The organism is Streptomyces sp. NPDC058052, assembly GCF_042885515.1.
Classification (GTDB): Bacteria; Actinomycetota; Actinomycetes; order Streptomycetales; family Streptomycetaceae; genus Streptomyces.
Genome location: NZ_JBHVRX010000019.1, coordinates 77,521 through 102,004, shown reverse-complemented (window position 1 = coordinate 102,004; position 24,484 = coordinate 77,521). Strand labels below are relative to the sequence as shown.

Here is a 24,484-nt window from a genome sequence, read left to right as displayed (position 1 = left end):
TCACGCAGGAGCGGATGGTAAGGAAAGCGTCATACCCGGCTCCGAGGGTTTCGGCCAGGCCCCCCGGGGCAGGCGCCCGTCCGTGACGACGATCGAGGCCGACCAGGACGACCGCGGTGGATGGACGGTGCTGCGCCTGCGCGGCGAGCTGGACCTGATGACCTCTCCCCGGATACGGCGGAGGGTGCACGACGCCGTCGCCGCGGGGCGGCACGACCTCGTCGTCGACCTGTCCGGAGTGGTGTTCTGCGACTCCAGCGGCATCGGCGTGCTGGTGGCGGCCCGCCGGCTGCTGCGCTCCTGCGGCGGGCGGCTGCGGCTGGTCCTCCCCGAGGCGGAGGCCGGGCAGGGCCATGTGACCCGGGTCTTCTCCGCGCTGGGCGTGACGCGCCTCTTCGAGGTGTACGAGGACCTGCCGGCGGCGCTGGCGGGCGAGGCGCCCGCCAGCGTGCGGATCCCGGAGCCGCGGTTCAGGCCGGCGCCGCTGCCTCCGCTTCCCCCGCCGGCCCCGCTGCCCCGAACCGCTCCCTGAGCTTGTACTTGAGGACCTTCCGCAGCGTCTCGTTGCGCGGCAGGGCGTCGACCACCTCCAGCTGTTCCGGCAGCTTGTGGACGGAGAGCCCGGCCGCGCGCAGGAAGGCGGTGAGGTCCGGCAGGGTCAGCGGAGGGGCGCCCTCGGGCTGCTCGACGACGGCGCAGACGCGTTCGCCGCGTTCGGCGTCGGGGAGACCGATGACGGCGACGTCGCCGACGGCCGGGTGCTCGTGGAGGAGGTCCTCGATCTCCTTGGCCGAGATGTTCTCGCCCTTGCGGATGATGATGTCCTTCACCCGGCCGGTGAGGACGAGGTGGCCGCCGGGGGTGAGGTGGCCGACGTCGCCGGTGATGAGGAAGCCGTCCTCGTCGAAGGCGGCGGCGGTCTGCGCGGGGTCGAGGTAGCCGCGGCAGACGGCCTCGCCGCGGAGCCGTATCTCGCCGGCGGGGGTGATCCGGATCTCCATGGCGGCGGGCGGCCGGCCCTCGGTGGTGGCGAGGTTCTCGGTGGTGTCCTCGGGGTCGCCCATGGTGATCATGGGGACCTCGGTCATGCCGTAGCCGTGGGTGAGCTGGCAGCCCAGTTCCTTGCGGACCGCGTGGTAGACCTCGGGCGGCTTGGGGGCGCCGCCGCCGGCGAGCAGCCGCAGGGTGGGGATGACGGGTTCGCCGGGGTTCTTGCGCTGTTCGGCGAGGAACATCGAGTAGAAGGCGGTGGAGCCGCCGGCGACGGTGACCCCGTGCCTGCGGTACTCGTCCAGGGACGCGGGCAGCGCGAACTGTTCGAGCATCACGGCGGGGAAGCCGTAGAGGAGCAGCATCACCGTGTAGTCGGGGCCGGCGATGTGCGCGTAGGGGAAGGCCATGGAGCCGACGTCGCCGGCGGTGAGGCGCAGCGCGTGGGCGAGGCAGGCGCCGCCGGCGAGCAGGGAGCGGTCGGTGTGGAGGACGCCCTTGGGGTCGGAGGTGGTGCCGGAGGTCCAGTAGATCCAGCGGACGTCGGTGCCGGAGGAGGGCGGCGGGGGGAGGTCGGCCGGGTCGCCGTCGGGGAGATCCTCGGGGGCGTACGCCGGGAAGATCCCGCGCGCGCCGAGCCGGCGGGCCATCGCGGTGTGGTCGTGGCCGCGCCAGACGCCGGGCACGGCGAAGTACTCGGCCCGGGACTCGCGGAGCGCGAAGCCGACCTCCTTGTCCCGGTAGAAGGGGATGACGGGGGTCTGGACGGCGCCGAGGCGGGCGAGGGCGAAGGAGAGCACGGCGGTCTCGATGCGGGTGGGCAGCTGCCAGGCGACGACGGTGCCGGCCCGGACGCCCATGCCGTACAGCCCGGCGGCGCAGCGTTCGGCGCGGGCGCGCAGGTCGCCGAAGGTGAGGACGCGGTCGTCCTGGAGGAGGACGGGCCGGTCGGGGGTGAGCCCGGCGCGGCGCTCGACGAGCTCCCAGAGGGTGCGGGACTCGCCCAGCGCCAGGGCCTGTGCGGTTTCGGTCGCGGTCACCGGAGTCTCCATTCCTGACGGCTCGTCAGTTCGTGCGGAGAGCGTAAGGGGACGGTCCTTGTCGGTCCAGACCCTCGGGGTTAGCCTTGCCTCATCGAGATCTGACGATCCATCAGATACCTGGAGGGCTCATGACCGAACTGCCCCGCATCATCAGCGTCGACGACCACGTGATCGAGCCCGCCCACCTGTTCGACACCTGGCTGCCCGCGAAGTACCGCGACCGGGGGCCCAGGGCGCTCACCGCCGGCATCGGGGAGCTCGCCTACGTCGGGGGGAAGTACCAGATCACGATGGACCCGGACGGCCCGCCCACCGACTGGTGGATCTACGAGGACCTGAGGTTCCCGTACAAGCGGAACATCGCCGCCGTCGGATTCGACCGGGACGAGATGACCCTGGAGGGGATCACCCGCGAGGAGATGCGGCGCGGCTGCTGGGACCCGAAGGCACGCCTCGCCGACATGGACCTCAACCACGTCGAGGCGAGCCTCTGCTTCCCCACCTTCCCGCGCTTCTGCGGGCAGACCTTCGCCGAGGCGCACGACAAGGAGGTCGCCCTCGCGTGCGTGCGCGCCTACAACGACTGGATGGTCGAGGAGTGGTGCGGCGACAGCGGCGGCCGGCTGATCCCGCTCTGCATCATCCCGCTCTGGGACATCGACCTCGCCGTCGCCGAGATCCGGCGCAACGCGGCCCGCGGCGTCAAGGCCGTCACCTTCTCCGAGATCCCCACCCACCTCGGCCTGCCGTCCATCCACTCCGGCCACTGGGACCCCTTCTTCGCCGTCTGCCAGGAGACCGGGACGGTGGTGAACATGCACATCGGCTCCAGCAGCCAGATGCCGGCCGCCTCGCCCGACGCGCCGCCCGCCGTCCAGGCCAGCCTCAGCTTCAACAACGCGATGGCCTCGATGATGGACTTCCTCTTCTCCGGGGTCCTCGTGAAGTTCCCCCGGCTCAAGCTCGCCTACAGCGAGGGCCAGATGGGGTGGATCCCGTACGCCCTGGAGCGCGCCGACGACGTGTGGGAGGAGCACCGCGCGTGGGGCGGGGTCCGCGACCTGATCCCCGAGCCGCCGTCCACCTACTACTACCGGCAGATCTTCTGCTGCTTCTTCCGCGACAAGCACGGCATCGCCTCCCTCGACGTGGTGGGCCGGGACAACGCCACCTTCGAGACCGACTACCCGCACGTCGACTCGACCTTCCCGCACACCAAGGAGGTCGCCCTCGACCACGTCCGGGGCCTCGACGACGAGACGGTCTACAAGCTGATGCGCGGCAACGCCATCCGCATGCTCGACCTGGGCATCGTCTGATGGACCTCTCCTACACGGACGAGGAGGAGGGGTTCCGGGCCGGACTGCGGGCGTGGCTCGCCGCCGAGCTGCCCCGGCTGCCGGACCGGCCCGACCCGCTCGACTGGCCGGGCCGCAGGGCGTACGACTGCGGCTGGCAGCGACGGCTCCACGACGCCGGTTACGGCCACGTCCACTGGGACGCCTCGCCGACCCAGCGGCTGATCTTCCTGGAGGAGACCGAGCGGGCCGGCGCCCCCTACGTCGGCGCCAACTTCGTCGGCCTCCTCCACGCCGGTCCCACCATCGCCGCCGAGGGCACGGCGGAGCAGCGGGACCGCTGGCTGGAGCCCGTCCTGCGCGGCGACGAGGTCTGGTGCCAGGGCTTCAGCGAGCCCGGCGCCGGCTCCGACCTGGCGTCGCTGCGGACCCGGGCGGTCCGGGACGGGGACGCGTACGTCGTCACCGGGCAGAAGATCTGGACCTCGCACGCCGAGGTCGCCGACTGGTGCGAACTCCTCGTGCGGACCGACCCGGAGGCGCCCCGGCACCGGGGGATCAGCTGGCTCGCGCTGCCCATGGACGCGCCCGGGGTGACGGTACGGCCGCTGCGGACCCTCGCCGGGTCCACCGAGTTCGCCGAGCTCTTCCTCGACGAGGTGCGGGTGCCGGTCTCCCACCGCGTCGGCGAGGAGAACGACGGCTGGCGGGTCACCATGGTCACCCTCTCCTTCGAACGCGGTACCGCCTTCGTCGGCGAGGTCGTCGCCTGCCGCCGCCTCCTCGGCGAACTCGCCCGTACGGCACGGGAGAACGGCCGCTGGGACGACCCGGCGCTCCGCCGCAGGCTCGGCACGCTCGCCGCCGGGTTCCAGGCCCTGTGGCGGCTCACCCAGCGGAACGTCAGCGAGGCCCAGGCCACCGGTGGCGTCCCCGGCACCGGCGGCTCCGTCTTCAAGCTGCACTACTCGCACGCCCGCCAGGAGCTCTACGACGCCGCCGCCGAGGTCCTCGGCCCCGACGCCCTCGACCTCGACCGGGAGTGGAACCTCGACCGGCTCTCCTCCCTCTCGTACACGATCGCCGCCGGCACCAGCCAGATCCAGCGCAACATCGTCGCCGAGCGGATCCTCGGCCTGCCGAAGGGACGGTGAGCCCGACCGTGGACTTCCGACTGAGCCAGGACCAGAGGGACCTCGCCCGCGGTGTGCGGGAGCTGCTCGCGGGCCGCTTCGGACGGGACGCGCTGCGGGCCGCGGTGGACGGCGGCGGGGCGCTCGACCGGGGCCTGTGGAAGGAGCTGGGCGACGCCGGGTTCTTCGCGCTGCGGCTGCCGGAGGCCGAGGGCGGGGTGGGGCTCGGCCTGCCGGAGGCGGTGCTCGTCTTCGAGGAGGCGGGACGGGCGCTGCTGCCGGGCCCCCTGGTGGCGACGCACCTCGCCGCGGGGGTCGTGGAGGGGGCCGCCGAGGGCCGTACGGTGGTGACCGGGGTCTCGCCCGAGGGGCTGGTTCCCTGGCTGGACGCCTCCGACGTGGTGACCGGCCCGGCCGGGGGCGCCGTGCCCGTGCGGTCGGTCGATCCGCTGACCCCGCTCCACCGGGTGCCGGGCGCGCGGGGTCCGCTCACGGCCGAGGCGGTGCTGCTCACCGCCGCCGAGCAGGTCGGCTCCGCCGGCTGGTGCACCGGGGCCGCCGTGGCGTACGCGAAGGAGCGGGAGCAGTTCGGGCAGGTCATCGGCGGCTTCCAGGCGGTGAAGCACCTGTGCGCGGGGATGCTGGTGCGGACCGAGCTGGCGCGGGCCGCCGTGCACGCGGCCGCCGTCACCGCCGATCCGGTGGAGATCGCCGGGGCCAAGCTGCTCGCCGACGACGCGGCCGTCGCGAACGCCCGGGACTGCCTCCAGGTGCACGGCGGGATGGGCTTCACCTGGGAGGCGGACGTCCATCTGCACCTGAAGCGGGCGTGGGTGCGGGCCGCGCTCGTGCTGCCGGCGGACCGGGCGGCGGAGGAGGTGGCGGCGGCGCTCTGAGGCGGCCGCCGCGCCCGGGGGGCCGGGTGCCGGGGAGGACACGCTCCGACACCATCCGCGCTCCGAACTGGTGACGGAGCGTGTTCGAATCCGGGGGGAATGTCGATATCGGGTTGTGTCCTTCGGGGGGTCGTCACGGGCCGGAGTCGGCCGTCCGCTCCGGTACTCTCCGTGGGATGCGAGTGCTTGTGAGGCCGGGTCGCGCCCCGCGTTCGACTCCCCGCCGCGTGCGTCGCACAGTATGGACCACGCGTACTCCTTCGCGCTGGAATATGCCCGAAGCGCTTGTTGCGGTGACTGTACGTCAACCATGCTGTCCCACAAGGGAATCACGTTCCGTAAAGGTGTGTCCGCCGGTTCGGATGGTGTGAACGGTGCAGGTGCTTCAGGTTCAGTTGGAGGTCGGGCCGGACCCGGCGGAGGTGGGGCGTGCGCGCAGGTGGGCCCGGAGACGTCTGGCCGGTTCCGGGATAGGGGACGACGAGCCGCTGGCGGAGACGCTGGTGCTGCTCATCTCCGAGCTGGTGACCAACGCGGTGGTGCACACCGGCTGTCCGGCCGTGCTGCGCATGCTCTTCGCCGCGGAGGGCGGGGTGCGGGTCGAGGTCGCCGACAGCAGCGAGCTGCCGCCCCGGCCGCGGCACGCCGCCGGGGAGGACACCAACGGGCGCGGCCTGGAGCTGGTCGACGGCCTCGCCGACCGGTGGGGCTGGCAGCCCGAGGGGGCCGGCAAGAGCATCTGGTGCGAGGTGGACCGCACCCCCGGGGGGCCCGCGCCGCTGCCCGCTCCAGGAGGGGGCGTCAGTTCACCCGGTCGGGTGCCCTGTTGACGGTTCGTTCCGTTTTGCCCACTCTGGAGTGAGCGATTCGTGGCGAGGGGAGCCGAGGGCCGTGTGCCCTCGGCATGTGCGGGTCGTGGCCGGGTGGCGGCGGTCCGTGCCGTGCTCGGGGCGCGTGCGAGCGCGCCGCCACCCATGAGCCCCCATGAGCCCCCCGCGGGCCGGCATGAGCCCCCGCGGGCCGGGCGGTCCGGTCAGAAGAGCGCGACCGGCGCGACCGGGGTCCCCGTGCCGCCGACGAACGGCTCCGGCATCGCGGAGAGCAGGAAGGCGTACCGGCCCTCTTGTGCACAGGCTGTGGACAACTCTTCGAGGTTCCAGTTCTGGCCCTGGAGCATCCCCATCTCGACCAGGTCGAGCGCGTGCACGCCCAGCCACAGGTCCTCGATCTCCGGCGGGAAGATCTCGAAGGTGAGGGTGTCGTTGGCGACGGCCGCGACGTCCCGCGCGTGGAACCACTCGGGCGTACGGATCGAGAGCCCGGGCGACGGGAACGCGTACCCGTGCCTGTCCCCGGCCAGGTACAGCTGGATCTGCCCGGTGCGGACGAGGACGACGTCGCCGGCCCGGACCGTGACCCGCCCGAACTCCGCCGCCTCGTCCAGGTCCTCCGGGGTCACCGCGTGGTCGCCCGGCAGCCGGTCCACGCCCTTCGCCGCCGCCACGTCGAGCAGGACCCCGCGTCCGACGACGTGCCGGGCCGTGTGGATGCCGCTGAAGGCGGCCCGGCCGTGCGGGGTGATGGTGCCGGCGGGGCGCCCGTTGTAGATCCGGCCCGAGTGCGAGGCGTGCGTGAGGGCGTCCCAGTGGGTGGCCGCCTGGAGGCCCAGGGTCACGGCGTCGTCGCTGGTGGCGACCGTGCCCGGGCCGAAGAGCTCCTGGTTGACCTGGACCATGACGTGGAGCGGGTTGACCCGGCCGGGGATCATGCCGGTCTGGACGCCGTCCTGCCGAAGTTCCAGGGCGAGGGGGACGCGGCGGCCGGTGCGGACCGTGGCGGCCGCCTCCCGCACCGCCTCGTCGGAGATCAGGTTGAGCGTCCCGATCTCGTCGTCCTGGCCCCAGCGGCCCCAGTTGTTCACGCGCTTGGCGATCTCGTGGAAAGCGGCGGGGAGGGACATCGGGGCCTCCGGGGTCTTGTTTTCCGGCATCTGACGACCCATAGAATCTAACGGACCGTCAGAAACTGCGGGAAGGGGCCGGAGATGGGGAACTTCTTGGCGGGCAAGGTCGTCGCCGTGACCGGAGCGGGGCGCGGCATCGGCCGCGCGGTCGCCCTCGCGTGCGCCGCCGAGGGGGCGAAGGTCGTCGTCAACGACTACGGCGTCTCCATCGAGGGCGGCGAGCCGGCCGGCGAGGTCGCCGTCGGCGTGGTCAAGGAGATCGAGGCCGCGGGCGGCACCGCCGTCGCCGTCGCCGACGACATCTCCACCATGGCGGGCGGGCAGCGGCTCGTCGACGTGGCCGTGGCGGAGTACGGGCGGATCGACGGGGTGGTGTGCGTGGCGGGCATCCTGCGCGAGCGGATGCTCTTCAACATGACCGAGGAGGAGTGGGACCCGGTCGTCGCCACCCACCTCAAGGGCACCTTCACCGTCTTCCGGGCGGCGGCCGCGGCCATGCGGAAGCAGGGCTCCGGGTCGCTGATCGGCTTCACCAGCGGAAACCACCAGGGCTCCGTCGCCCAGGCCAACTACTCCGCCGCGAAGGGCGGGATCATCTCGCTCGTCCGCAGCGCGGCCCTCGGGCTGCACAAGTACGGCGTCACCGCCAACGCGGTCGCACCGGTCGCCCGGACCCGGATGTCCGCCAACGTGCCGATGGAGCTCAAGGAGATCGGCGAGCCCGAGGACGTCGCCGCGCTCGTCGTCTACCTGCTCTCCGACCGGGCCCGCGAGGAGCGGATCACCGGGCAGGTGTACACCGTCGCCGGCCCCAAGATCGCGGTCTGGGCGCAGCCCCGGGAGCTGCGGGCCGGCTACGCGGAGGGCGGCGGATGGACGCCGGAGCGCATCGCGGACTTCCTGCCGGGGACGGTGGGGGTCGACCCGATGCCGATGCTGGCCCGCCTGGAGGAGATGGCCCGGGCCGCCGCGGCGGGAGACCGTCCGAACCAGTAGGTCCACGGCACTCAGGAGAGGGAGGGATCGTCGTGCGGGGTGTGGTGTTCGACGGGAAGAGCGTCGAGGTCGTCACGGACCTGGAGGTGCGGGACCCCGGTCCCGGTGAGGTGCTGGTGGGGATCCGGGCGGCCGGGCTCTGCCACAGCGATCTGTCGGTCGTCGACGGGACCATCCCGTTCCCGCCGCCGGTCGTGCTCGGCCACGAGGGCGCCGGGGTCGTCGAGGCGGTCGGGGAAGGGGTGACGCACGTGGCCGCCGGCGACCACGTGGCGCTGTCCACGCTCGCCAACTGCGGCGCCTGCCCCGACTGCGACACCGGCCGGCCGACCATGTGCCGCAAGGCGATCGGGATGCCGGGGCGGCCGTTCTCCCGGCAGGGCAGGCCGCTCTTCCAGTTCGCGTCGAACTCCTCCTTCGCCGAGCGGACGGTCGTGAAGGCCGTGCAGGCCGTGAAGATCCCGGAGGACGTGCCCTTCACCTCCGCCGCCCTGCTCGGCTGCGGCGTCCTCACCGGCGTCGGGGCCGTGCTCAACCGGGCGAAGGTGGCGCGGGGCGAGACCGTCGTCGTCATCGGCGCCGGCGGGATCGGGCTCAACGTCGTCCAGGGCGCCCGGATCGCGGGCGCGTCCACCGTCGTCGCCGTCGACACCAACCCGGCGAAGGAGGAGCTCGCCCGCCGCTTCGGCGCCACGCACTTCCTCGGCTCCGCCGACGGCGTCCGCGCGGTGCTGCCGACCGGCGCCGACCACGTCTTCGAGTGCGTCGGGCACACCGGCCTCGTCCGCACCGCGATCGACCTCCTCGACCGGCACGGGCAGGCGGTGCTGCTCGGCATGACCGCGCCGAAGGCGGAGGCGAGCTTCCCGCCGGCCGCGATGTTCCTCGACAAGGCGATCCTCGGCTGCCGGTACGGCTCCTCCCGCCCCCAGAAGGACATCCCGCTCTACGCCGAGCTGTACCGCGCCGGCGCCCTCCTCCTCGACGAACTCGTCACCGCCGCCTACCCGGTGGAGGAGTTCGGCCGCGCCCGCGAGGAGGCGGAGGCGGGGAAGGTCGCCCGGGGGGTCCTCGTCTTCTGAGCCGGATCCCCGATTTCCTGGTGCGGCCGCCCGGCGCGGAAAAGTACGGTCACCCGCATGTCGTACCGCGAGCTCCTCACCCGCCCCGTCCTCACCTGGTGCGCCGTCACCGCCGCCGCCCGGACACCCGTGGCGATGGCGCCGCTGGCGCTGGTGTTCCTGGTGCGGGAGAGGCCCGGCGGCTACACCCTGGGGGCGGTGCTGGCCGCCGTGTACGTGGTGGGCGAGATCGTCGCCGCGCCCGTCCTCGGCCTGCGGATGCGGGCCGAGCGGGCCCGGCCGCAGATGGCGGGCGGACTGGCCGTGGGGGCGGCCGGGTTCGTGGGGCTCGGGCTCGCGTCCGGCGCGCACCCGGTGGTCCTCGGCGGACTCGCCCTGCTGGCCGGAGCCGGGCCCGTGGCCGTCTCCGCAGGGCTGCGGGCGCTGCTCACCGGCATAGTGCCGGAACGGTCCGTCACCCAGGCGCTGAGCCTGGAGTCCATGCTGACCTTCGGGATCTGGGCCGCCGCGCCCGCGCTGACCACGGGGCTCGCGCTGGGCGTGGGCCCCGCGGTGCCGCTGCTGCTCCAGGGCGGGCTGATGGCGCTCGGGCTCGCCGGGCTGTGGCTGCTGCCCGCCGGATGGGCGGCGGAGGCGCAGCCGAAGGACCGGGCGGTCCGGCGGGCGCTGCTCGCCGCGTGGCCGGTGTACGTGCTGGGGGCCGCCTCGCTGACGCTGCTCGCGCTCGCCGAGCTGATCCTGCCCGCCCTCCTCGAACAGCGCGGGATCGCCGTCGGCTGGGCCGGCCCGCTGCTCGCCGGCTTCTCGATCGCCTCGGTCGCCGGATCCTTCCTGTACGGGCTCCGCTCCGACTGGCCCGGGCCGCTCGCGGCGCAATCGCTCCTGCTCGTCCTCGGGGTGACCGCCGGGGTGGCGGTGGTGGCGGTGGTGCCGGGCGCCCTCGCCATCGGCGCCGCGCTGGTCGTGGCGGGACTGCTCCAGGCGCCGGCCATGCTGACCCGGAACCTGGCGCTGCGGCGGGCGCTGCCGCCGTCCGCGCTGGCCGCCGGCTACTCGATGATGTACGCGGCCGTCGGCGCCGGCTACGCGGCGAGCGGCACCCTCGCGGGCGGGCTGCTGAGGGTGGTGGCCCCGTCGACGGCGATCCTGTGGGGGGTGGGGCTGACGCTGCTGCTGGTGGTGGTCGCGGGCCTCGGCGAGCGGAGCCTCGTACGGGAGGGGCCCGGGGATCAGGAGGCGGCGGAGCCCGCGCGGAAGGTGCGCCGGTAGGCGGTCGGGGTGACGCCGATCGCGGCCGTCAGATGGACCCGCAGCGACTGGGCCGTGCCGAAGCCGCAGTCCTGGGCCACCCGGTCCACGGGGAGGTCGCTGGTCTCCAGGAGGTGCCGGGCCCGCTCGACGCGCTGCTGGGTGAGCCACTGGCCGGGGCTGATGCCGACCTCGTCGCGGAAGCGGCGGGTGAAGGTGCGGACGCTCATCGCCTCCCGCTCGGCCAGGTCCCGCAGCTGGATCGGCTCGTGGAGGTGGGCCAGCGCCCACGCGCGGGCGGCGGTCGTGGTGTGGGCGCCGGTGTCGGGGACGGGACGGGCGATGTACTGGGCCTGGCCGCCGTCCCGGTGCGGCGGGACCACCGTGCGGCGGGCCACGTCGTTGGCGACCGCGGTGCCGTGGTCGCGGCGCACGATGTGCAGGCACAGGTCGAGGCCGGCGGCGACGCCCGCCGAGGTGAGCACGTCGCCGTCGTCGACGAAGAGGACGTCCGCGTCGACCCGCACGGTCGGGAAGAGCCGCTGGAAGTGGTCGGCCGACGCCCAGTGGGTGGTGGCCGGCCGTCCGTCGAGCCAGCCGGCGGCGGCCAGCACGTACCCGCCCGTGCAGATCGCGACGAGCCGCGTGCCGGGCCGGACGTGCGCGAGGGCGGCGGCCAGCTCCTCGGTGAGCCGGCCCTCCTCGTGGACCGGGCCCAGCTCGTACGAGGCGGGGACGACGACCGTGTCGGCCGTGGCCAGCGCCTCCGGGCCGTGCTCCACGTGGACGGCGAAGTCCGCGTCGGTCGGCACCGGCCCCGCGGTCACCGCGCACGTCACGATCTCGTAGAGCGGCCGCCCCGCGGGGTCCTTGGCGCGGCCGAAGATCCGGTGCGGAATGCCCAGCTCGAAGGGGAGCAGCCCCGGCAGGGCAAGGACGACGACGCGGTGCGGCGGTCGCGGCACGGGCACTCCCACGCTCTCTCCCTCGGAAAAATCAGTGGTGGTCCAGACCACTCGGTGGTACGACTGGCTGTCCGTGACGGACAACACGTACAAGTCTGAGGCCGACGCGCTGATTCCCCTGCCGGTCGAGCCGCCCGCACTCTGGAACCGTAACTTCCGGCTCTTCTTCACGGCCAGGTCGGCCGCCGTCCTCGGCGAGGGGATGGTCCCCGTCGCCTTCGCCGCCGGACTCCTCGGCGCCGGCCGGCCCGGCTCCTCCGTCGGCTACGCGCTCGGTCTGTGGACCGCCGCCTTCGCGGTCTTCGTCCTCTTCGGCGGCGTCCTCGCCGACCGCTTCACCGCCCGCCGCATGATGATCACCGCCGATCTGCTGCGGCTGCCCGGGGCCGCGCTCCTCGCCGTCGCCTTCGCGGTCGGCAGCCCGCCGCTGTGGGCCGTGTACACGCTCTCCGTCGTCGCCGGCATCGGCGCCGCGCTCTTCCAGCCGGGCGTCGCCTCCACCATCCCGCGCATCGCCCCCGACGTGCAGCGCGCCAACGCCGTCCTGCGGGTGGCGGAGGCGCTGATGACGATGGCGGGGCCGGCGCTCGCGGGCCTCCTCGTCGCCGTCTGGAACGCCGGCGCGGCCTTCGCCGCCAACGCCGCCACCTTCGCCGTCAGCGCCGTCTGCTTCCTGCTGATGCGGATCCCGCCGGCCCCGGCCGGGGGACGCGAGCGCGGCTCCTTCGGCGCCGAACTGGCCCTCGGGTGGCGCGAGTTCCGCTCGCGGAGCTGGCTGTGGGGGGTCATCTCCATCTGGACGGTGTACGGGCTGACCGTCGCCGGACCGATGGTGCCGCTCACCGCGAGCCTGGTCACCGGCGATCACGGCTCGGCCGTGTACGGCGTGCTCATGGCCGTCAACGGCGCCGGCAGCGCCCTCGGCGGACTGCTCGCCCTCCGCATCCGCCCCCGCCGCCCCCTCGCCTCCGGCGCCGTCGCCCTCCTCGGCCTCCCGGTGAACCTGGCGCTCCTCGGCCTCGGCGCGCCGGTCCCCGTGCTGGCCGCCGGGCAGTTCGTGGCGGGCACGGCCTTCGCGTTCTGGCTCGTCATGTGGTCCACGGCGGTCCAGACGCACGTCCCGCAGGAGGCCCTGAACCGGATGCACGCCTACGACGTGGCCGGATCCCTGCTGATGATGGGCGTCGGGCGGGCCCTGTCCGGGCCGGTCGCCGGGGTGGTGGGCACGGAGGCTGTGCTGCTCGCGGGGGCGGGGATCGCGGTCCTGGTGGTGGCGGCGCTGCTGGCGGTGCGGCCGATCAGGGAGCTGCCGCGGGTGTCGTAGGCGACGGGGGCGGGGCGGTTCGCGTCCTGCGCCCGGACCGGTGGGCCGATCCGCCGGCCCGGACCATGGGTGGCCCGATCCATTGGAAACGTGGCAGTCGGGCCAATGGTGGGTGCGGGATCCGGCCAGCATGCTCGGTGGCATGGCCCAGACAACGGAGCACCGCTCCACCGCCCCCGTCCCCACCCGCACCCCCCGCTTCCACCGTGCCTGGTCCGTCGCCGCGGTCACCTTCGTCACGATCATCGGCGCCGCGGCCTTCGCCTCCCTGCCGGGCCTGCTCATCGAACCGCTCCACACCGAGTTCGACTGGTCGCGCGGCACCATCGGCTTCGCCGTCTCCGTCAACCTCGCCCTCTACGGCCTCACCGCCCCCTTCGCCGCCGCCCTCATGGACCGCTTCGGCATCCGCAGGGTCGTCGCCGTCGCCCTCTCGGTCATCGCGGCCGGCTCGCTGCTCACCGTCTGGATGACGGCCTCCTGGCAGCTCGTCCTCTCCTGGGGGATCCTCGTCGGCCTCGGCAGCGGCTCGATGGCGCTCGCCTTCGCCGCGACCGTCACCAACCGCTGGTTCACCGCCCGCCGCGGCCTCGTCACCGGCATCCTCACCGCGGCCGGCGCCTCCGGCCAGCTCGTCTTCCTGCCGCTGCTCGCCTGGCTGGTCGACCACCACGGCTGGCGCCCGGCCGCCGTCACCGTCTCCCTCTCCGCGCTCGCCGTCGTCCCGTTCGTGTGGCTGCTGCTGCGCGACCACCCGGCGGACGTCGGACTCGCCCCGTACGGCGGGGAGTACGCCGAGAAGCCCGCCCCGGTGACGGGCGCGGCCCGCCGCGCGGTCACCGTCCTCCTCAAGGCCGCCCGCACCGGCCCCTTCTGGCTCCTCGCCGGCACCTTCGCGATCTGCGGCGCCTCCACGAACGGCCTGGTGAAGACCCACTTCGTGCCCGCCGCCCACGACCACGGCATGCCGGTCACGGCCGCCGCCGGACTCCTCGCCGTCATCGGTGTCTTCGACGTCGTCGGCACCATCGCCTCCGGCTGGTTCACCGACCGCTTCTCCCCGCGCCGGCTGCTCGCCGTCTACTACGCGCTGCGCGGCGTCTCGCTCCTCTTCCTCCCCCTGCTCCTGGCCCCCTCCGTCCACCCGCCGATGATCTTCTTCATCGTCTTCTACGGCCTCGACTGGGTGGCGACCGTCCCGCCCACGATCGCCCTCTGCCGCGAGCACTACGGGGAGGACTCCGCGATCGTCTTCGGCTGGGTCCTCGCCTCCCACCAGGTCGGCGCCGCCGTCGTCGCCTTCGCGGGCGGGGTCGCCCGTGACGTCTTCGGCTCCTACGACGTCGTCTGGTACGCCTCCGGCGCCCTCTGCGCCGCCGCCGCCCTCATGGCCCTCGTCATCCGGCGCCCCCGGCATGATGGGGTCCATGCGTAGCTGGAGGAGCAAGCCGTGGCTGCTGTGGGCGGCGCTGGCGATACCCGCGGCGGCCACGATCGCCGGGATCGGCACGTACACCCGTGTCCTGGGCCCCGACGACCCGCCGAGGCCGTCCCGTTCGGACATGGTGGGGCGGTACGAGGACGGGCGCGGGGGTGCGGTGACGCTGCACGCGGACGGGAGGGCGGAGGTGTCGGGGATCGAGTACCTCACGTACGACCGCCCCGCCGGTGAGGCGGCCGTGAAGCGGTGCGAGGGCGCCGGGACCTGGTCCTTCGAGGAGACCCTGCCGCGCTGGCACCACAAGGTGCGGGTCTTCCACGACTGCGGGTACCTCGAACCCTGGGACGTGGACGGCCCGCCGTCCGCCCCGGAGATGACGTACTGGACGGAGCCCGGCTACCCCCAGGGCCGCCGCGTCCTCACCCGCCGCTGAACCCCCCGAACCGCCCCCGGTGGAACAGCAGCGGCTCGCCGCCCTCCTCCACCGCCCCCAGCGCCTCCACGCGCCCGACCACGATGAGGTGGTCGCCGCCGGTGTGGACGGCGGTGATCGCGCAGTCGATCCAGGCGGGGACGCCGGCCAGCCGGGGCGCGCCGGTGACGGGGGCGGGGGACCACTCGACGCCGGCGAACTTGTCGGCGCCGCTGACGGCGAACGCCCGGCAGAGCGGGCCCTGGTCGGCCCCCAGCACGTTCACGCAGAAGGTGCCGGCGGCGGCGATGCGCGGCCAGGTGGTCGAGGTGCGGGCGACCATGAAGGCCACCAGCGGGGGGTCGAGCGACAGCGAGGCGAAGGACTGGCAGGCGAAGCCGGCCGGGCCGGCCTCGCCGGTGGTGGTGACCAGGGTGACGCCGCTCGCGAAGTGGCCGAGCACGCGCCGGAACTCCCCCGGATCGACGGGCGCCCGCTCGTCCTCGCGCACGGCCCGCAGGGCGGGCCGGGGGAGGGGTTCGACGGCCGTGGGCGCTCCGGCCGCTCTCAGGTGTCGGACGGCGGTGGCCGCCATCCCCGCGTGTCCCATCATGTCCAGCATTGAAACTGACGAAGCGTCAGATGGGAACACCCGGGGAGACGGCGTCACGCGCGATCCGGCCTTCCGGCCGGCCGGCGACGGCTCCCGTCCTTCCGGCCGGCCGGCTGTCCGGCTATCCGGCGACGGCTCCCGTCGCGCGGGTCCAGGCGTACCCGGACAGGTGACCGGTCCGGTGGGCCGTCACCTTCACGGTGATCTTCTGCCCGCGCTGCGCCTTGGTGAGCACGAAGGTGGACCTCGTCGCCCCGCCGATCGCCCGCCCGTTCGCGTACCACTGATACGCGTACGAGGTCGGCGCCGGTGTCCACGTGCCCCGGTTCAGGGTGAGCGTCCGCCCGACCCGGACGGTGCCGGAGAGCGCCGGCGCCTTGGTGGCCTTCGGGGCGACGCCCTTCACGGTCACGGCCGCACCCGTCGACGTCAGCGTCGGATGCCCGGCCTTCCGCGCGACCACCGACACCGACAGCGACTTCCCCTGGAGGGAGGACGGGATCGTGTACGTGGAGGCCGTGGCCCCCGCGACGGCGACCCCGTTCGCCTTCCACTGGTACGCCAGCGAGTCCACCGGCAGCGACCAGGACCCCGGCTTCGCCGTCACCTTCCCGCCCACGACGACCGTCCCGGAGACGGAGGCGGCGGCGGTGTTGCGCAGGGCGGCGACGACGGTGACGGAGGGCTCCTGGTACTCCATGCCGAACGCGAACACGCTGACGCCCAGCGGACCGAGCGGCGCCCTCGTCAGATCCAGGGCCACCGTCATGCTGCGCCGGTCCGGAGCCACGGAGAGCGTGGTGGACTCGGCCCGGAAGGAGCCGCCCGTCACGACGACCTTCGCCGAGGCGGGCAGCGCGGAGCCGGTGACGGTCATCGAGATCTTCCCGCGACCGACGGTGGCGGGACCGACGGACGCGATCGCGCGCGTGTCGGTGCCGCAGACGAGATCGGAGCAGGTGAACTGGGCCTTGACCGGCGTCGACGCCTGCGCGGGCCGCTCCGGCAGGACCATCAGGAGCGTGCTGCGCCGGGCCGTCTTCGTGCTGCCCTCCCGGGTGACCGCGCACCGGTACCGCTCGCCGTCCTCCGTGTACGAGCCGCCGCACAGGTCCACCCGGCCGTCCCACGGGTACAGCACCGGGCGCGGCATGGTCTCGAAGGTGCCGGCCGGGGTCATCGCCACGTCGAACCGGTCGCCCGTGGCGGTCGGCAGGCTCCAGCACAGCGAGGCGCGCTGCTCGGTCAGGGTGCCGGTGAGCGGGCCGAATCCGTAACTGACGTTCACGACCTTCGCGCACTCCGGGGCGGGCCCGGTGGGCGTGCCGACGCGCACGGCGTCGATCCGGTAGGGCACCGGCGTGCCGGCGGTCACCGGCATGTCGAGCAGCATCTGGTAGGTGGTGGAGCCGGTGGCGACGCACCCGTCGGCCCAGTAGCCGCAGACGACCTCGCCCCGGGAGTCCAGGACGACGAACGAGACCGAACCGGTGGCGTCCCGCACGTCCAGGTGCAGGGTGTCCCCCGCGGACGCCGTCCTCACCTGGTGGCACACGGTCGCGCCGGAGGCCGCCGAGCCCGCGGCGGACGGGCCGCCGGCGGCGACCGCCGGGGTGGCGGCGCAGCCGCGCGCGGTGCCCGTGACGTCGCGGCGGGTCAGTCCCGTCTCGGCGGGCACGTCGCGGCCCTGGACCAGGACCGTGTGCGCGAGACCCGGGGTGAGGTCGCAGAGCACGCTGGAGCGGTAGGCGTCGTACGTCTCCAGGGTGCACGCGGTCCGGCCGCGGGTGTCCACGACGACCGCCTCGGCGTGCGCGTTCCGCGTGATCTCGACGAGCTCCAGGGCCGAGTGGGCGGCGGCGGGGATCGTCAGACAGCCGCCGAAGACGCCGTCACCCGTGCGCACGACCGACCGGGGCGGGGCGGTGGCGAAGGTGCCGGCGGCGAACTCGGGGCAGGGGACGGCCGCGTCCGTGCGGTGGACGACGAGACCGTACGCGTCGCCGGCCGCGGTGCCGTCCTCGCCGGCGACGACCAGCCGGAACGGCGCGGTGCCGGTGAGTGCGCAGCCGTTCTCCGGCAGACCGCCGGAGAAGTCGCAGCGCGTGGCGCCGGTCGCGTCGTGGACCGTGATGTCGGCGGTGAGGTCCGAGAGGACGGCGAGGTGCGCGCCCTGGGGCAGGGGCAGGGCGAGGCAGTCGATCTCGCCGGGCGCGGAGAAGGTGCCCCGGACGGTGGTTCCCGGGACGACGCCGCCGGTGCAGCCCTCGGTGGAGGTGCGGCTGAACGCCTGGACGGCCCCGTCGGTGAGGACGGTGTACGCCGTGCCCGCCGTCAGCGTGCAGGGCGCGTCGTAGCTCCGGCAGGCGTAGGTGCCGTCCTGCGCGTACACGTGGACGCCGCTGCGGTTGCCGTCCTCGTCCACGGCCCGCACGTCGTGGAGGCCGGACACGGTGGGAGTGAAGGTCTTGCAGCCGGTCGCCGGGCCCGTCCGGTCCGGCGCGGTGCCGTAGACGGCCGGGGCGACGGTGGTGCAGCCCGCCGGGTCCGACAGACGGCGGACCTTCAGGGTGTACGGGGCGGCGGGGGTGCCGTCCTCCTGGTGGCCGACGACCGCGTGGACGCGGTAGCCGCCGGTGCCCTCGGGCAGGACGCAGCCCTCGGAGCCGTCCTCCTCGGACCGGGTGCAGAGGTGCTTGCCGGTCGTGTCGGAGATCCACGCGAAGGCGTCGCCGTAGGTCTCGCGCTCGATCTTCCGCGTGATCCGCTCGCCCGGCGCGGCGGTGAAGGAGTGGCAGACGACCCCCAGGGGGCCGACGCCCGTGCCGGTCACCGGGGCCGTGTCGTACCCGGTGCCGGGGACGGCGGGGCAGGGGCCCGCGGCACCGCTCATCAGCGGGACGAGGGTGACCCGGGTCAGGGACGGCTGCCAGTCGCCGTTGGTGAGCCGGAGCGTGTACCGGCCGGTGGACAGGTCGCACCAGGCGTCCTTGTACTGCCAGTCCTCGCAGGAGACCCGCTCCTCACCCGCGAACAGGCCCGGGTGGACGTCGTGCCGGCCGTCGACGAGGAGCCGGTGCGTGCCGGGCGTCTCGACGGTGACCGTGAAGCAGGCGGTGGCGCCGGGCTCGATGGTGACCTGCCGGACCGCGTCGCCCGGGTCGCCCAGCGGGGCGAGCGGCAGCGCGGGACACGGCTCGGCGGTGGGCGTCGGGTCGACGGGCGGCGTGGGCTCCGGCGTCGGGTCGACGGGCGGCGTGGGCTCCGGCGTCGGGTCGACGGTCGGCGTCGGTTCCGGCTCCTCGGCCGGCTTCTCGGCCGGTTCCGCGGCCGGGGCATCGGGCGCCGGGGCCGAGGCGGCCGGCAGCGGCCGGTCGGCCGCGTACGCCGCCGGAAGGGCCGGGGCGAGGAGGGCCGTGAGCAGGGCAGGGACCAGGAAGAGGGCTCTTCGGGATCTGCCGGATCGTGCGCCGGGGCGCGCGGGGTGAGACATCGTTATTTCCCCCCCGGGAAATGTGAACGGCATATGCGCTCCATATGCGCGGACACACTTTACGGGCGCCCCCCGACATCCACCGACCCGTCAGCGCCCCTCGTACGACGCCTCCCGCCGCTCCACGAAACTCGCCACCCCCTCCCGCGCGTCGCGGGTGGTCATGTTGAGTTCCTGGGCCGTCGCCTCCGCCGCGAAGGCGGTCGTCCGGTCCACGTCCAGGGAGGCGTTGACCAGCTGCTTGGTGAGGGCGAGCGCGCGGGTCGGACCCTGGGCGAGGCGTTCGGCCCAGGCCCGGGCCGTCTTGGGCAGTTCGTCGGCCGGGACGACCCGGTTGACCAGGCCCATCGCGTACGCCTCCGCCGCCGGCAGCGCGTCGCCGAAGAACATCAGCTCCTTCGCGCGCTGAGGGCCGATCAGCCGCGGAAGCAGATAGGCGCCGCCGCCGTCGGGGACGAGGCCGCGGCGGGCGAAGACCTCCACGAAGCGGGCGGACTCGGCGGCGAGGACCAGGTCGCAGGCGAAGGCGAGGTGCGCGCCGATGCCCGCGGCCGTGCCGTTGACCGCCGCGATCACCGGCTTCTCGCAGTCCAGGACGGCGGAGACGAACCGCTGCGCGCCCCGCCGGATCATGCGGGAGACGTCCCCGGCGACCTTCTCGCCCGTCGCGGGGGCGCCGCGCAGGTCCGCGCCCGCGCAGAAGCCGCGCCCGGTGGCGGTCACCACCACGGCCCGTACGGACGGGTCGGCGGAGGCGTCCGCGAGCAGGGCGATGATCCGTTCCCGCTGGTCCCAGGTGACCGCGTTCATCGCCTCGGGGCGGTTGAGCGTGATCCACGAGACGCCGTTCTCGACGGAGTGGAGTACGTCGGGCACGAAGGGCTCCTATCGGCAGACCGCGAGCGCGTCCAGGGCCACCGCGCCCTGTCCGCGCGGCAGCACCATCAGCGGGTTGATGTCGAGTTCGGCGAGTTCGCCGTCGAGTTCGAGGGCCATCCGCTGGACCCGGAGGACGACCTCGACGAGCGCGTCGACGTCGGCGGGCGGGGCGCCGCGGACGCCGTCGAGGAGGGCCCGGCCGCGCAGCTCGTCGAGCATCGAGCGGGCCTCGCGCTCGCCGAAGGGCGGGACGCGGACGGCGGTGTCGTTCAGGACCTCGACCAGGACCCCGCCGAGGCCGACCGTGACCGTCGGGCCGAACAGGTCGTCGTGGGTGACGCCGACGACCATCTCGACGCCCTTGCCGACCATCTGGCAGACGAGGATGCCGTCGAGGTCGATCTGCTCGTAGCGGGCGATGTCGGTGAGGTCGCGGTACGCGTCCCTGACCTGGCTCGCGGAGGTCAGCCCGACCTTCACCAGGCCGAGTTCCGTCTTGTGGGCGAGCTGGGCGCCGGACGCCTTCATCACGACCGGGTAGCCGACGAGCCCGGCGGCCCGGACGGCGGCCGCCGCGCTCGTCACGAGCTGTTCGCGCGGGACGCGGATGCCGTACGCGCGCAGCAGCTGCTTGGCCGCGTGCTCGCTGAGCCGGCGGCCGGGCCGCATCAGCGCCTGGGCCTTGCGGAAGGACGGCGAGGGGGTGCGGGGGGCCTCGTCGAAGGGGGAGCGGTAGCCGGCGGTGAAGCGGTGGTGGTCGAGGTACGCCTTCACGGCGCCGATGCAGTTGGCGAAGGTGCGGAAGGTGGCGACGCGGGAGGAGCCGAGGAGGGTGGTCCGGTAGGCGTCCTCGGTGCCGACGGGGGAGCCCCACACGACGCACACCAGCTTGTCGGTGGCCTCCGCGGCCTCCACCAGGTCCCGCGCGAGCTTGTCGCTCATGGGAGGGAAGGGACCGGTGATGGGACAGACGAGGACCCCGACCGAGGGGTCCGCGAGGATCGCGTCGATGATCTTCCGGCCGCGCCAGTCGCCGACCGGGTGCCCGCCGTTGTCGACCGGGTTGGCGACGCGGAGGTACTCGGGGATCCACTGGTGCAGCTCGTCCTGCTTGGCCTGCGGGAGCGTGGGCAGGCTCAGTCCGGCGGCCGTCGCCAGGTCGGCGAAGTGGGCTCCCGTGCCGCCGGAGATCGAGTAGACGACGACGCCGTCGGCGAGCGGCTTGCGGGCGCGGGCGAGGAGGGCGGCGGTGTCCTGGAGCTGGTCGAGGCCGTCGACGCGGATCACCCCGAACTGCCGCATCGCCGCGTCCACCACCCGGTCCGCGCCGGTGAGCTTCCCGGTGTGGGAGGCGGCGGTACGGGCGCCGGTCTCGGTCCGGCCGACCTTCACGGCCACCACCGGCACGCCCTCGCGGGCGGCGCGGTCGGCGGCGAGGAGGAAGGACCGGCCGTCCTTGAGGCCCTCCACATAGGCGGCGATGGCGCCGACCTCGGGCAGGGAGGCGAAGTACGAGAGGAAGTCGGCGGTCTCCAGGTCGGCCTCGTTGCCGGTCGGCGCCCAGTGGGAGAGGCGGACGCCCAGTTCCTGGAGGGTGAAGACGGGCCGGCCCTGGTGCCCGGACTGGGTGATGAGGGCGACGGCGGGGCCGTCGAGGTCGTCGCGGAAGCGCTCGAAGGCGTTGAGGTTGGTGTTGGGGCCGAGGAGCCGGACGCCGGTCCGGCGGACGGCCTCGGCCAGCCGCTGCTGCGCCGCGGCGCCGGCGGCGCCGGTCTCGGCGAAGCCGGAGGCGAAGGCGACCGCGAAGCGCACCTTGGCCTCGCCCAGCTCCTCGATGACGGGCAGCGGGTCGGCGACGAGCAGGACGGCGAGGTCGACGGGGTCGGCGAGGTCCTTGACGGACGCCACGCAGTCGATGCCGAAGACGGTGGTGCGGGTCGGGTGGACGGGGACGAGCTCCGCGCCGACCCGTTCGGCCCAGGCGAGCAGCTGCCGCGTGATGCCGGTGTTGGGCCGGCCCTCGGTGTCGGAGGCGCCGACGACGGCGACGGACCGGGGCCGGAAGAAGCGGTCGAGGTCGGGGACCTCGGCGTGCAGCGCCCGGCCGCTGACGTCCCGGTCGCCGGGCGCGGCGGCGTGCCCGTGGACGGCGGTGCGGGGGGATTCCCCGCAGGCTTCCACGCGGGCGCGCAGACCGGTGGTGAAGGTTCCGTGGGTCGATCCAAGCATCGTTGCGCTCCGCCCTTCCGTGCAGGACGCGTCCCGGACAAGTGACCTGACGCCTAGTCAGATTACAGAACTGACGCTCAGTCAGGAATGGGGCGGTGCGGAGGAAGCGCGAAGACCCCGCCGGAAGGGCGGGGTCTGGGGTCGTTCGGGGCGCGCGGCCGGGGCTCCGGCCGCGGCCTGCGGCCACGGCCTACGGCTTCGGTTCGGGCCGCGCCTCCGGCTTCGGTCCCGGCTTCGGTCCCGGCTTCGTCCGCGCGATCCGCCGGGCGATCCGTTCCGCGTCCCTGGAGAGCTCTCTCAGCATCCCGCTGATCGGGTTGGTGAAGCCGGTGAAATAGAGGCCCGGGGCCTGGCGCGGGCTGCGCGGCCCGCGCGTCAGTGGCCGGCCGCGTTCGTCGAGGACGTCGAGGTGGCCGACGAGGGGTTCGAGGGCGCGCCGGTAGCCGGTGGCGGCGATCACCGCGTCGGGGGTGATCCGGGTGCCGTCGGCGAGGACCACCTCGCCCCCCTCCAGGGCCTCGACGGCCGCGACGACCTCGACCTTCCCGGCCCGGACGGCGTCGACCAGGCCCACGTCCTGGACGGCGATGGCGCCCTCGCGGACGCGGCTGGCGAGGCCGGCGGTCGGCCGGGGCAGCCCGTACGCGGTGAGGTCCGGGGCGGCGAACCGGGCGAGGCCCCGGCCGAGCAGGTCCACGAGCCCGACCGGAAGCCGCCGGACGAGGATGCCGCTGCGCTGCGCGGGCCACCCGGCCGTGGTGCGGCGGAGGATGTGGGGGGCGGTCCGGACGGCGATCCGGACGCGGCCGGCGCCGCCCTCGGCGAGGTCGGCGGCGATCTCGGCGCCGGTGTTGCCGATGCCGACGACGAGCACGTCCTTTCCCGCGTACGGCTCCGGGTTCCGGTACTCGCGGGCGTGGACGAGGTCGCCCTCGTAGGTGTCGAGCCCCGGCCAGGCCGGCACGGTCGGGGTGTGGTTGAAGCCGGTGGCGACGACGACGGCGCGGCCGGTCAGCCGCCGTCCGCCGGTCGCGTGCAGCACCCAGGTCCCGGTCCCGTCCCCGGCCGGTTCGATCCGGTGCACCTCGACGCCGGTGACGACGTCCAGCTCGTGCTTCTCGGTGTACGCCTCCAGGTAGCGCACCAGGTCGGCGCGGGCGACCCAGCGGCCGTACGACCGGGGGATCCGCAGCCCCGGGAGGGCGGAGAGGCGACGGGTGGTGTGCAGCCGCAGCCGGTCGTAGTGGCCGCGCCAGGAGGTGCCGACGTCCCCGGACTTCTCCAGGACGACGGCGCGGACGCCGCGGGCGCGCAGGGTGGCGGCGACCGCGAGCCCGCCGGGGCCGGCGCCGATGACGTACACCGGTTCTTGGGGGGTGGTGACCATGAATGCTGAGCGTAATGACGTGTACACGCAGTGGGTCTCGGTCAAGAGGGATTTCGGTTGCGAAACGGTCACGCGCTCCGACCCCTTGCGGAGGGCGGGGGCGCTGCGCTGAACTGACGTACCGTCAGATCAAGGGTGCCGTCGAGGAGGACCCCGCATGCAGACCGTCTGGCTCACCGGCGCCGAATGGCTCGCCGTCCTCCGCATCGGCCTCGGCCTGTGGTGGCTGGAGAGCTGGCGCCACAAGGACAGGAAGGGCTGGTTCGAGCGCGGCACCGGCATCGCCTGGGCCGCCGACGTCGCCGGCAAGCACAGGTGGCCGCAGGTCAAGAAGGGCTTCGACGCCGTCGTCGCCCCCCGCCCCACGCTCATGGCGTACGTCGTCGTCTACGCCGAACTCGCCCTCGGCCTCGGCCTGATCACCGGCTTCCTCACCCCGGTCGCCCTGATCGGCGGCCTCCTCCTCAACCTCCTCTACCTCGTCCTGATGATCCACGACTGGGCCGAGCAGGGGCAGAACGCGATGATGGCGCTGATCTCCCTGGTCGCCCTCTTCGCGATGTCCTGGCAGACCTGGTCCCTCGACTCCGCGATCGGACTCTTCTGATGACGGCCACCCCGGACATCGACGCCTTCACCCGCCCCTACTGGGACGCCGCCGCCGACGGCCGCCTGCTGCTCCGCCGCTGCCGGGCCTGCGCCCGCCCCCACCACTACCCCCGTGAGTTCTGCCCCCACTGCTGGAGCGAGGACGTCGGCTGGGAGCGCGCGAGCGGCCGGGCCACGCTCCACACCTGGTCCGTGGTCCACCGGAACGACCTCCCGCCCTTCGGCGACCGCGTCCCCTACGTGGCGGCCGTCGTCGACCTGGCCGAGGGGCCGCGCATGATGACGGAGGTCGTGGGCGTGGAGGAGGGCGACCTCCGCGTCGACATGCCGCTGGAGGTCGCCTTCCGCGAGGGCCCGGACGGCGTCACGGTCCCGGTCTTCACCGCCCGGTCCGCGACACCGTCCCCCGGCGCTTCGGCCTAGGACCTGGCCGCCGGCCGCGGTGACGGTGGAGCGTCACCGCGGCCGCCCCGCGCCCGGCGC

21 protein-coding genes are annotated in these 24,484 nt (G+C 74.1%); 13 read left to right on the top strand and 8 right to left on the bottom strand.

Features of this window, described 5'->3' with window-relative positions:
* The first annotated feature begins 82 nt into the window (after window positions 1–82).
* Window positions 83–532: an STAS domain-containing protein gene (locus ACFVU3_RS25010; RefSeq protein ID WP_390069447.1), complete on the top strand. Its 450-nt coding sequence runs from the start codon at window positions 83–85 to the stop codon at window positions 530–532.
* Here ACFVU3_RS25010 and ACFVU3_RS25005 read toward each other — a convergent pair.
* Complete coding sequence (locus tag ACFVU3_RS25005; RefSeq protein ID WP_390069445.1) at window positions 471–2,030, bottom strand: class I adenylate-forming enzyme family protein; 1,560 nt, start codon at window positions 2,028–2,030, stop codon at window positions 471–473. The two genes, ACFVU3_RS25010 and ACFVU3_RS25005, sit on opposite strands and share 62 nt — an antisense overlap.
* A 131-nt stretch (window positions 2,031–2,161) precedes the next feature.
* On the opposite strand from ACFVU3_RS25005, the gene ACFVU3_RS25000 reads away from it, so the two are divergent.
* The 4 genes from ACFVU3_RS25000 (at window position 2,162) to ACFVU3_RS24985 (ending at window position 6,190) form a co-directional block, all read left to right on the top strand.
* Entirely contained in the window at window positions 2,162–3,352 is a 1,191-nt protein-coding gene (locus ACFVU3_RS25000) for an amidohydrolase family protein (RefSeq protein ID WP_390069444.1), read from the top strand.
* Entirely contained in the window at window positions 3,352–4,485 is a 1,134-nt protein-coding gene (locus tag ACFVU3_RS24995) for an acyl-CoA dehydrogenase family protein (protein WP_390069442.1), read from the top strand. The genes ACFVU3_RS25000 and ACFVU3_RS24995 overlap by 1 nt, the downstream gene beginning before the upstream one ends.
* An 8-nt stretch (window positions 4,486–4,493) precedes the next feature.
* Entirely contained in the window at window positions 4,494–5,360 is an 867-nt protein-coding gene (locus ACFVU3_RS24990) for an acyl-CoA dehydrogenase family protein (RefSeq protein ID WP_390069440.1), read from the top strand.
* A gap of 374 nt (window positions 5,361–5,734) precedes the next feature.
* Window positions 5,735–6,190: an ATP-binding protein gene (locus ACFVU3_RS24985; protein WP_390069439.1), complete on the top strand. Its 456-nt coding sequence runs from the start codon at window positions 5,735–5,737 to the stop codon at window positions 6,188–6,190.
* Between the two features lie 203 nt (window positions 6,191–6,393).
* Here ACFVU3_RS24985 and ACFVU3_RS24980 read toward each other — a convergent pair whose 3' ends face one another.
* Window positions 6,394–7,320: a cyclase family protein gene (locus tag ACFVU3_RS24980; RefSeq protein WP_390069529.1), complete on the bottom strand. Its 927-nt coding sequence runs from the start codon at window positions 7,318–7,320 to the stop codon at window positions 6,394–6,396.
* Window positions 7,321–7,404: 84 nt separating this feature from the next.
* Here ACFVU3_RS24980 and ACFVU3_RS24975 point away from each other — a divergent pair, with 84 nt between their 5' ends.
* The 3 genes from ACFVU3_RS24975 to ACFVU3_RS24965 are packed head-to-tail and all read left to right on the top strand — an operon-like array spanning window position 7,405 to window position 10,670.
* A complete protein-coding gene (locus ACFVU3_RS24975; RefSeq protein ID WP_390069437.1) occupies window positions 7,405–8,319 on the top strand; it encodes an SDR family oxidoreductase in 915 nt (304 codons plus the stop codon).
* A 32-nt stretch (window positions 8,320–8,351) separates the two neighbouring features.
* The gene (locus ACFVU3_RS24970; RefSeq protein ID WP_390069436.1) at window positions 8,352–9,401 is read left to right on the top strand and encodes a Zn-dependent alcohol dehydrogenase; all 1,050 of its coding nucleotides are present in this window, start codon (window positions 8,352–8,354) and stop codon (window positions 9,399–9,401) included.
* A 57-nt stretch (window positions 9,402–9,458) separates the two neighbouring features.
* Window positions 9,459–10,670, top strand: coding sequence for an MFS transporter (locus ACFVU3_RS24965; protein ID WP_390069434.1), 1,212 nt, complete (start codon window positions 9,459–9,461; stop codon window positions 10,668–10,670).
* Here ACFVU3_RS24965 and ACFVU3_RS24960 read toward each other — a convergent pair.
* Window positions 10,631–11,620 (bottom strand): GlxA family transcriptional regulator, encoded by a 990-nt coding sequence (locus ACFVU3_RS24960; protein WP_390069527.1) that lies wholly within the window; start codon window positions 11,618–11,620, stop codon window positions 10,631–10,633. The two genes, ACFVU3_RS24965 and ACFVU3_RS24960, sit on opposite strands and share 40 nt — an antisense overlap.
* Window positions 11,621–11,681: 61 nt before the next feature.
* Between ACFVU3_RS24960 and ACFVU3_RS24955 the strand changes: the two genes are divergently transcribed.
* The 3 genes from ACFVU3_RS24955 to ACFVU3_RS24945 all read left to right on the top strand — a co-directional run bounded on the left by ACFVU3_RS24955 (window position 11,682) and on the right by ACFVU3_RS24945 (window position 14,812).
* The gene (locus ACFVU3_RS24955) at window positions 11,682–12,938 is read left to right on the top strand and encodes an MFS transporter (RefSeq protein ID WP_390069526.1); all 1,257 of its coding nucleotides are present in this window, start codon (window positions 11,682–11,684) and stop codon (window positions 12,936–12,938) included.
* Between the two features lie 142 nt (window positions 12,939–13,080).
* Complete coding sequence (locus tag ACFVU3_RS24950; RefSeq protein ID WP_390069432.1) at window positions 13,081–14,373, top strand: MFS transporter; 1,293 nt, start codon at window positions 13,081–13,083, stop codon at window positions 14,371–14,373.
* Window positions 14,366–14,812: a hypothetical protein gene (locus tag ACFVU3_RS24945; protein ID WP_390069430.1), complete on the top strand. Its 447-nt coding sequence runs from the start codon at window positions 14,366–14,368 to the stop codon at window positions 14,810–14,812. Before ACFVU3_RS24950 ends, ACFVU3_RS24945 begins: the two co-directional genes overlap by 8 nt.
* Here the strand turns inward: ACFVU3_RS24945 and ACFVU3_RS24940 are convergent.
* From ACFVU3_RS24940 to ACFVU3_RS24920, 5 genes are all read right to left on the bottom strand, one after another.
* Window positions 14,799–15,404 carry a flavin reductase family protein gene (locus ACFVU3_RS24940; protein WP_390069429.1) on the bottom strand — a complete coding sequence of 202 codons (606 nt, stop codon included), beginning with the start codon at window positions 15,402–15,404 and terminating at the stop codon, window positions 14,799–14,801. The genes ACFVU3_RS24945 and ACFVU3_RS24940 overlap by 14 nt on opposite strands.
* 121 nt (window positions 15,405–15,525) lie before the next feature.
* A complete protein-coding gene (locus ACFVU3_RS24935) occupies window positions 15,526–18,897 on the bottom strand; it encodes a hypothetical protein (protein WP_390069427.1) in 3,372 nt (1,123 codons plus the stop codon).
* A gap of 90 nt (window positions 18,898–18,987) precedes the next feature.
* Entirely contained in the window at window positions 18,988–19,773 is a 786-nt protein-coding gene (locus tag ACFVU3_RS24930; protein ID WP_390069426.1) for an enoyl-CoA hydratase/isomerase family protein, read from the bottom strand.
* Between the two features lie 9 nt (window positions 19,774–19,782).
* Window positions 19,783–22,005, bottom strand: a complete 2,223-nt coding sequence (locus tag ACFVU3_RS24925) for an acetate--CoA ligase family protein (protein WP_390069425.1) — start codon at window positions 22,003–22,005, stop codon at window positions 19,783–19,785.
* A 190-nt stretch (window positions 22,006–22,195) separates the two neighbouring features.
* Entirely contained in the window at window positions 22,196–23,392 is a 1,197-nt protein-coding gene (locus tag ACFVU3_RS24920) for a flavin-containing monooxygenase (protein WP_390069423.1), read from the bottom strand.
* 157 nt (window positions 23,393–23,549) lie between these two features.
* Between ACFVU3_RS24920 and ACFVU3_RS24915 the strand changes: the two genes are divergently transcribed.
* Both ACFVU3_RS24915 and ACFVU3_RS24910 read left to right on the top strand, forming a co-directional pair.
* Complete coding sequence (locus ACFVU3_RS24915) at window positions 23,550–23,999, top strand: DoxX family membrane protein (protein WP_390069421.1); 450 nt, start codon at window positions 23,550–23,552, stop codon at window positions 23,997–23,999.
* Window positions 23,999–24,424: a Zn-ribbon domain-containing OB-fold protein gene (locus ACFVU3_RS24910; protein WP_390069419.1), complete on the top strand. Its 426-nt coding sequence runs from the start codon at window positions 23,999–24,001 to the stop codon at window positions 24,422–24,424. Before ACFVU3_RS24915 ends, ACFVU3_RS24910 begins: the two co-directional genes overlap by 1 nt.
* Window positions 24,425–24,484 lie beyond the last annotated feature (60 nt).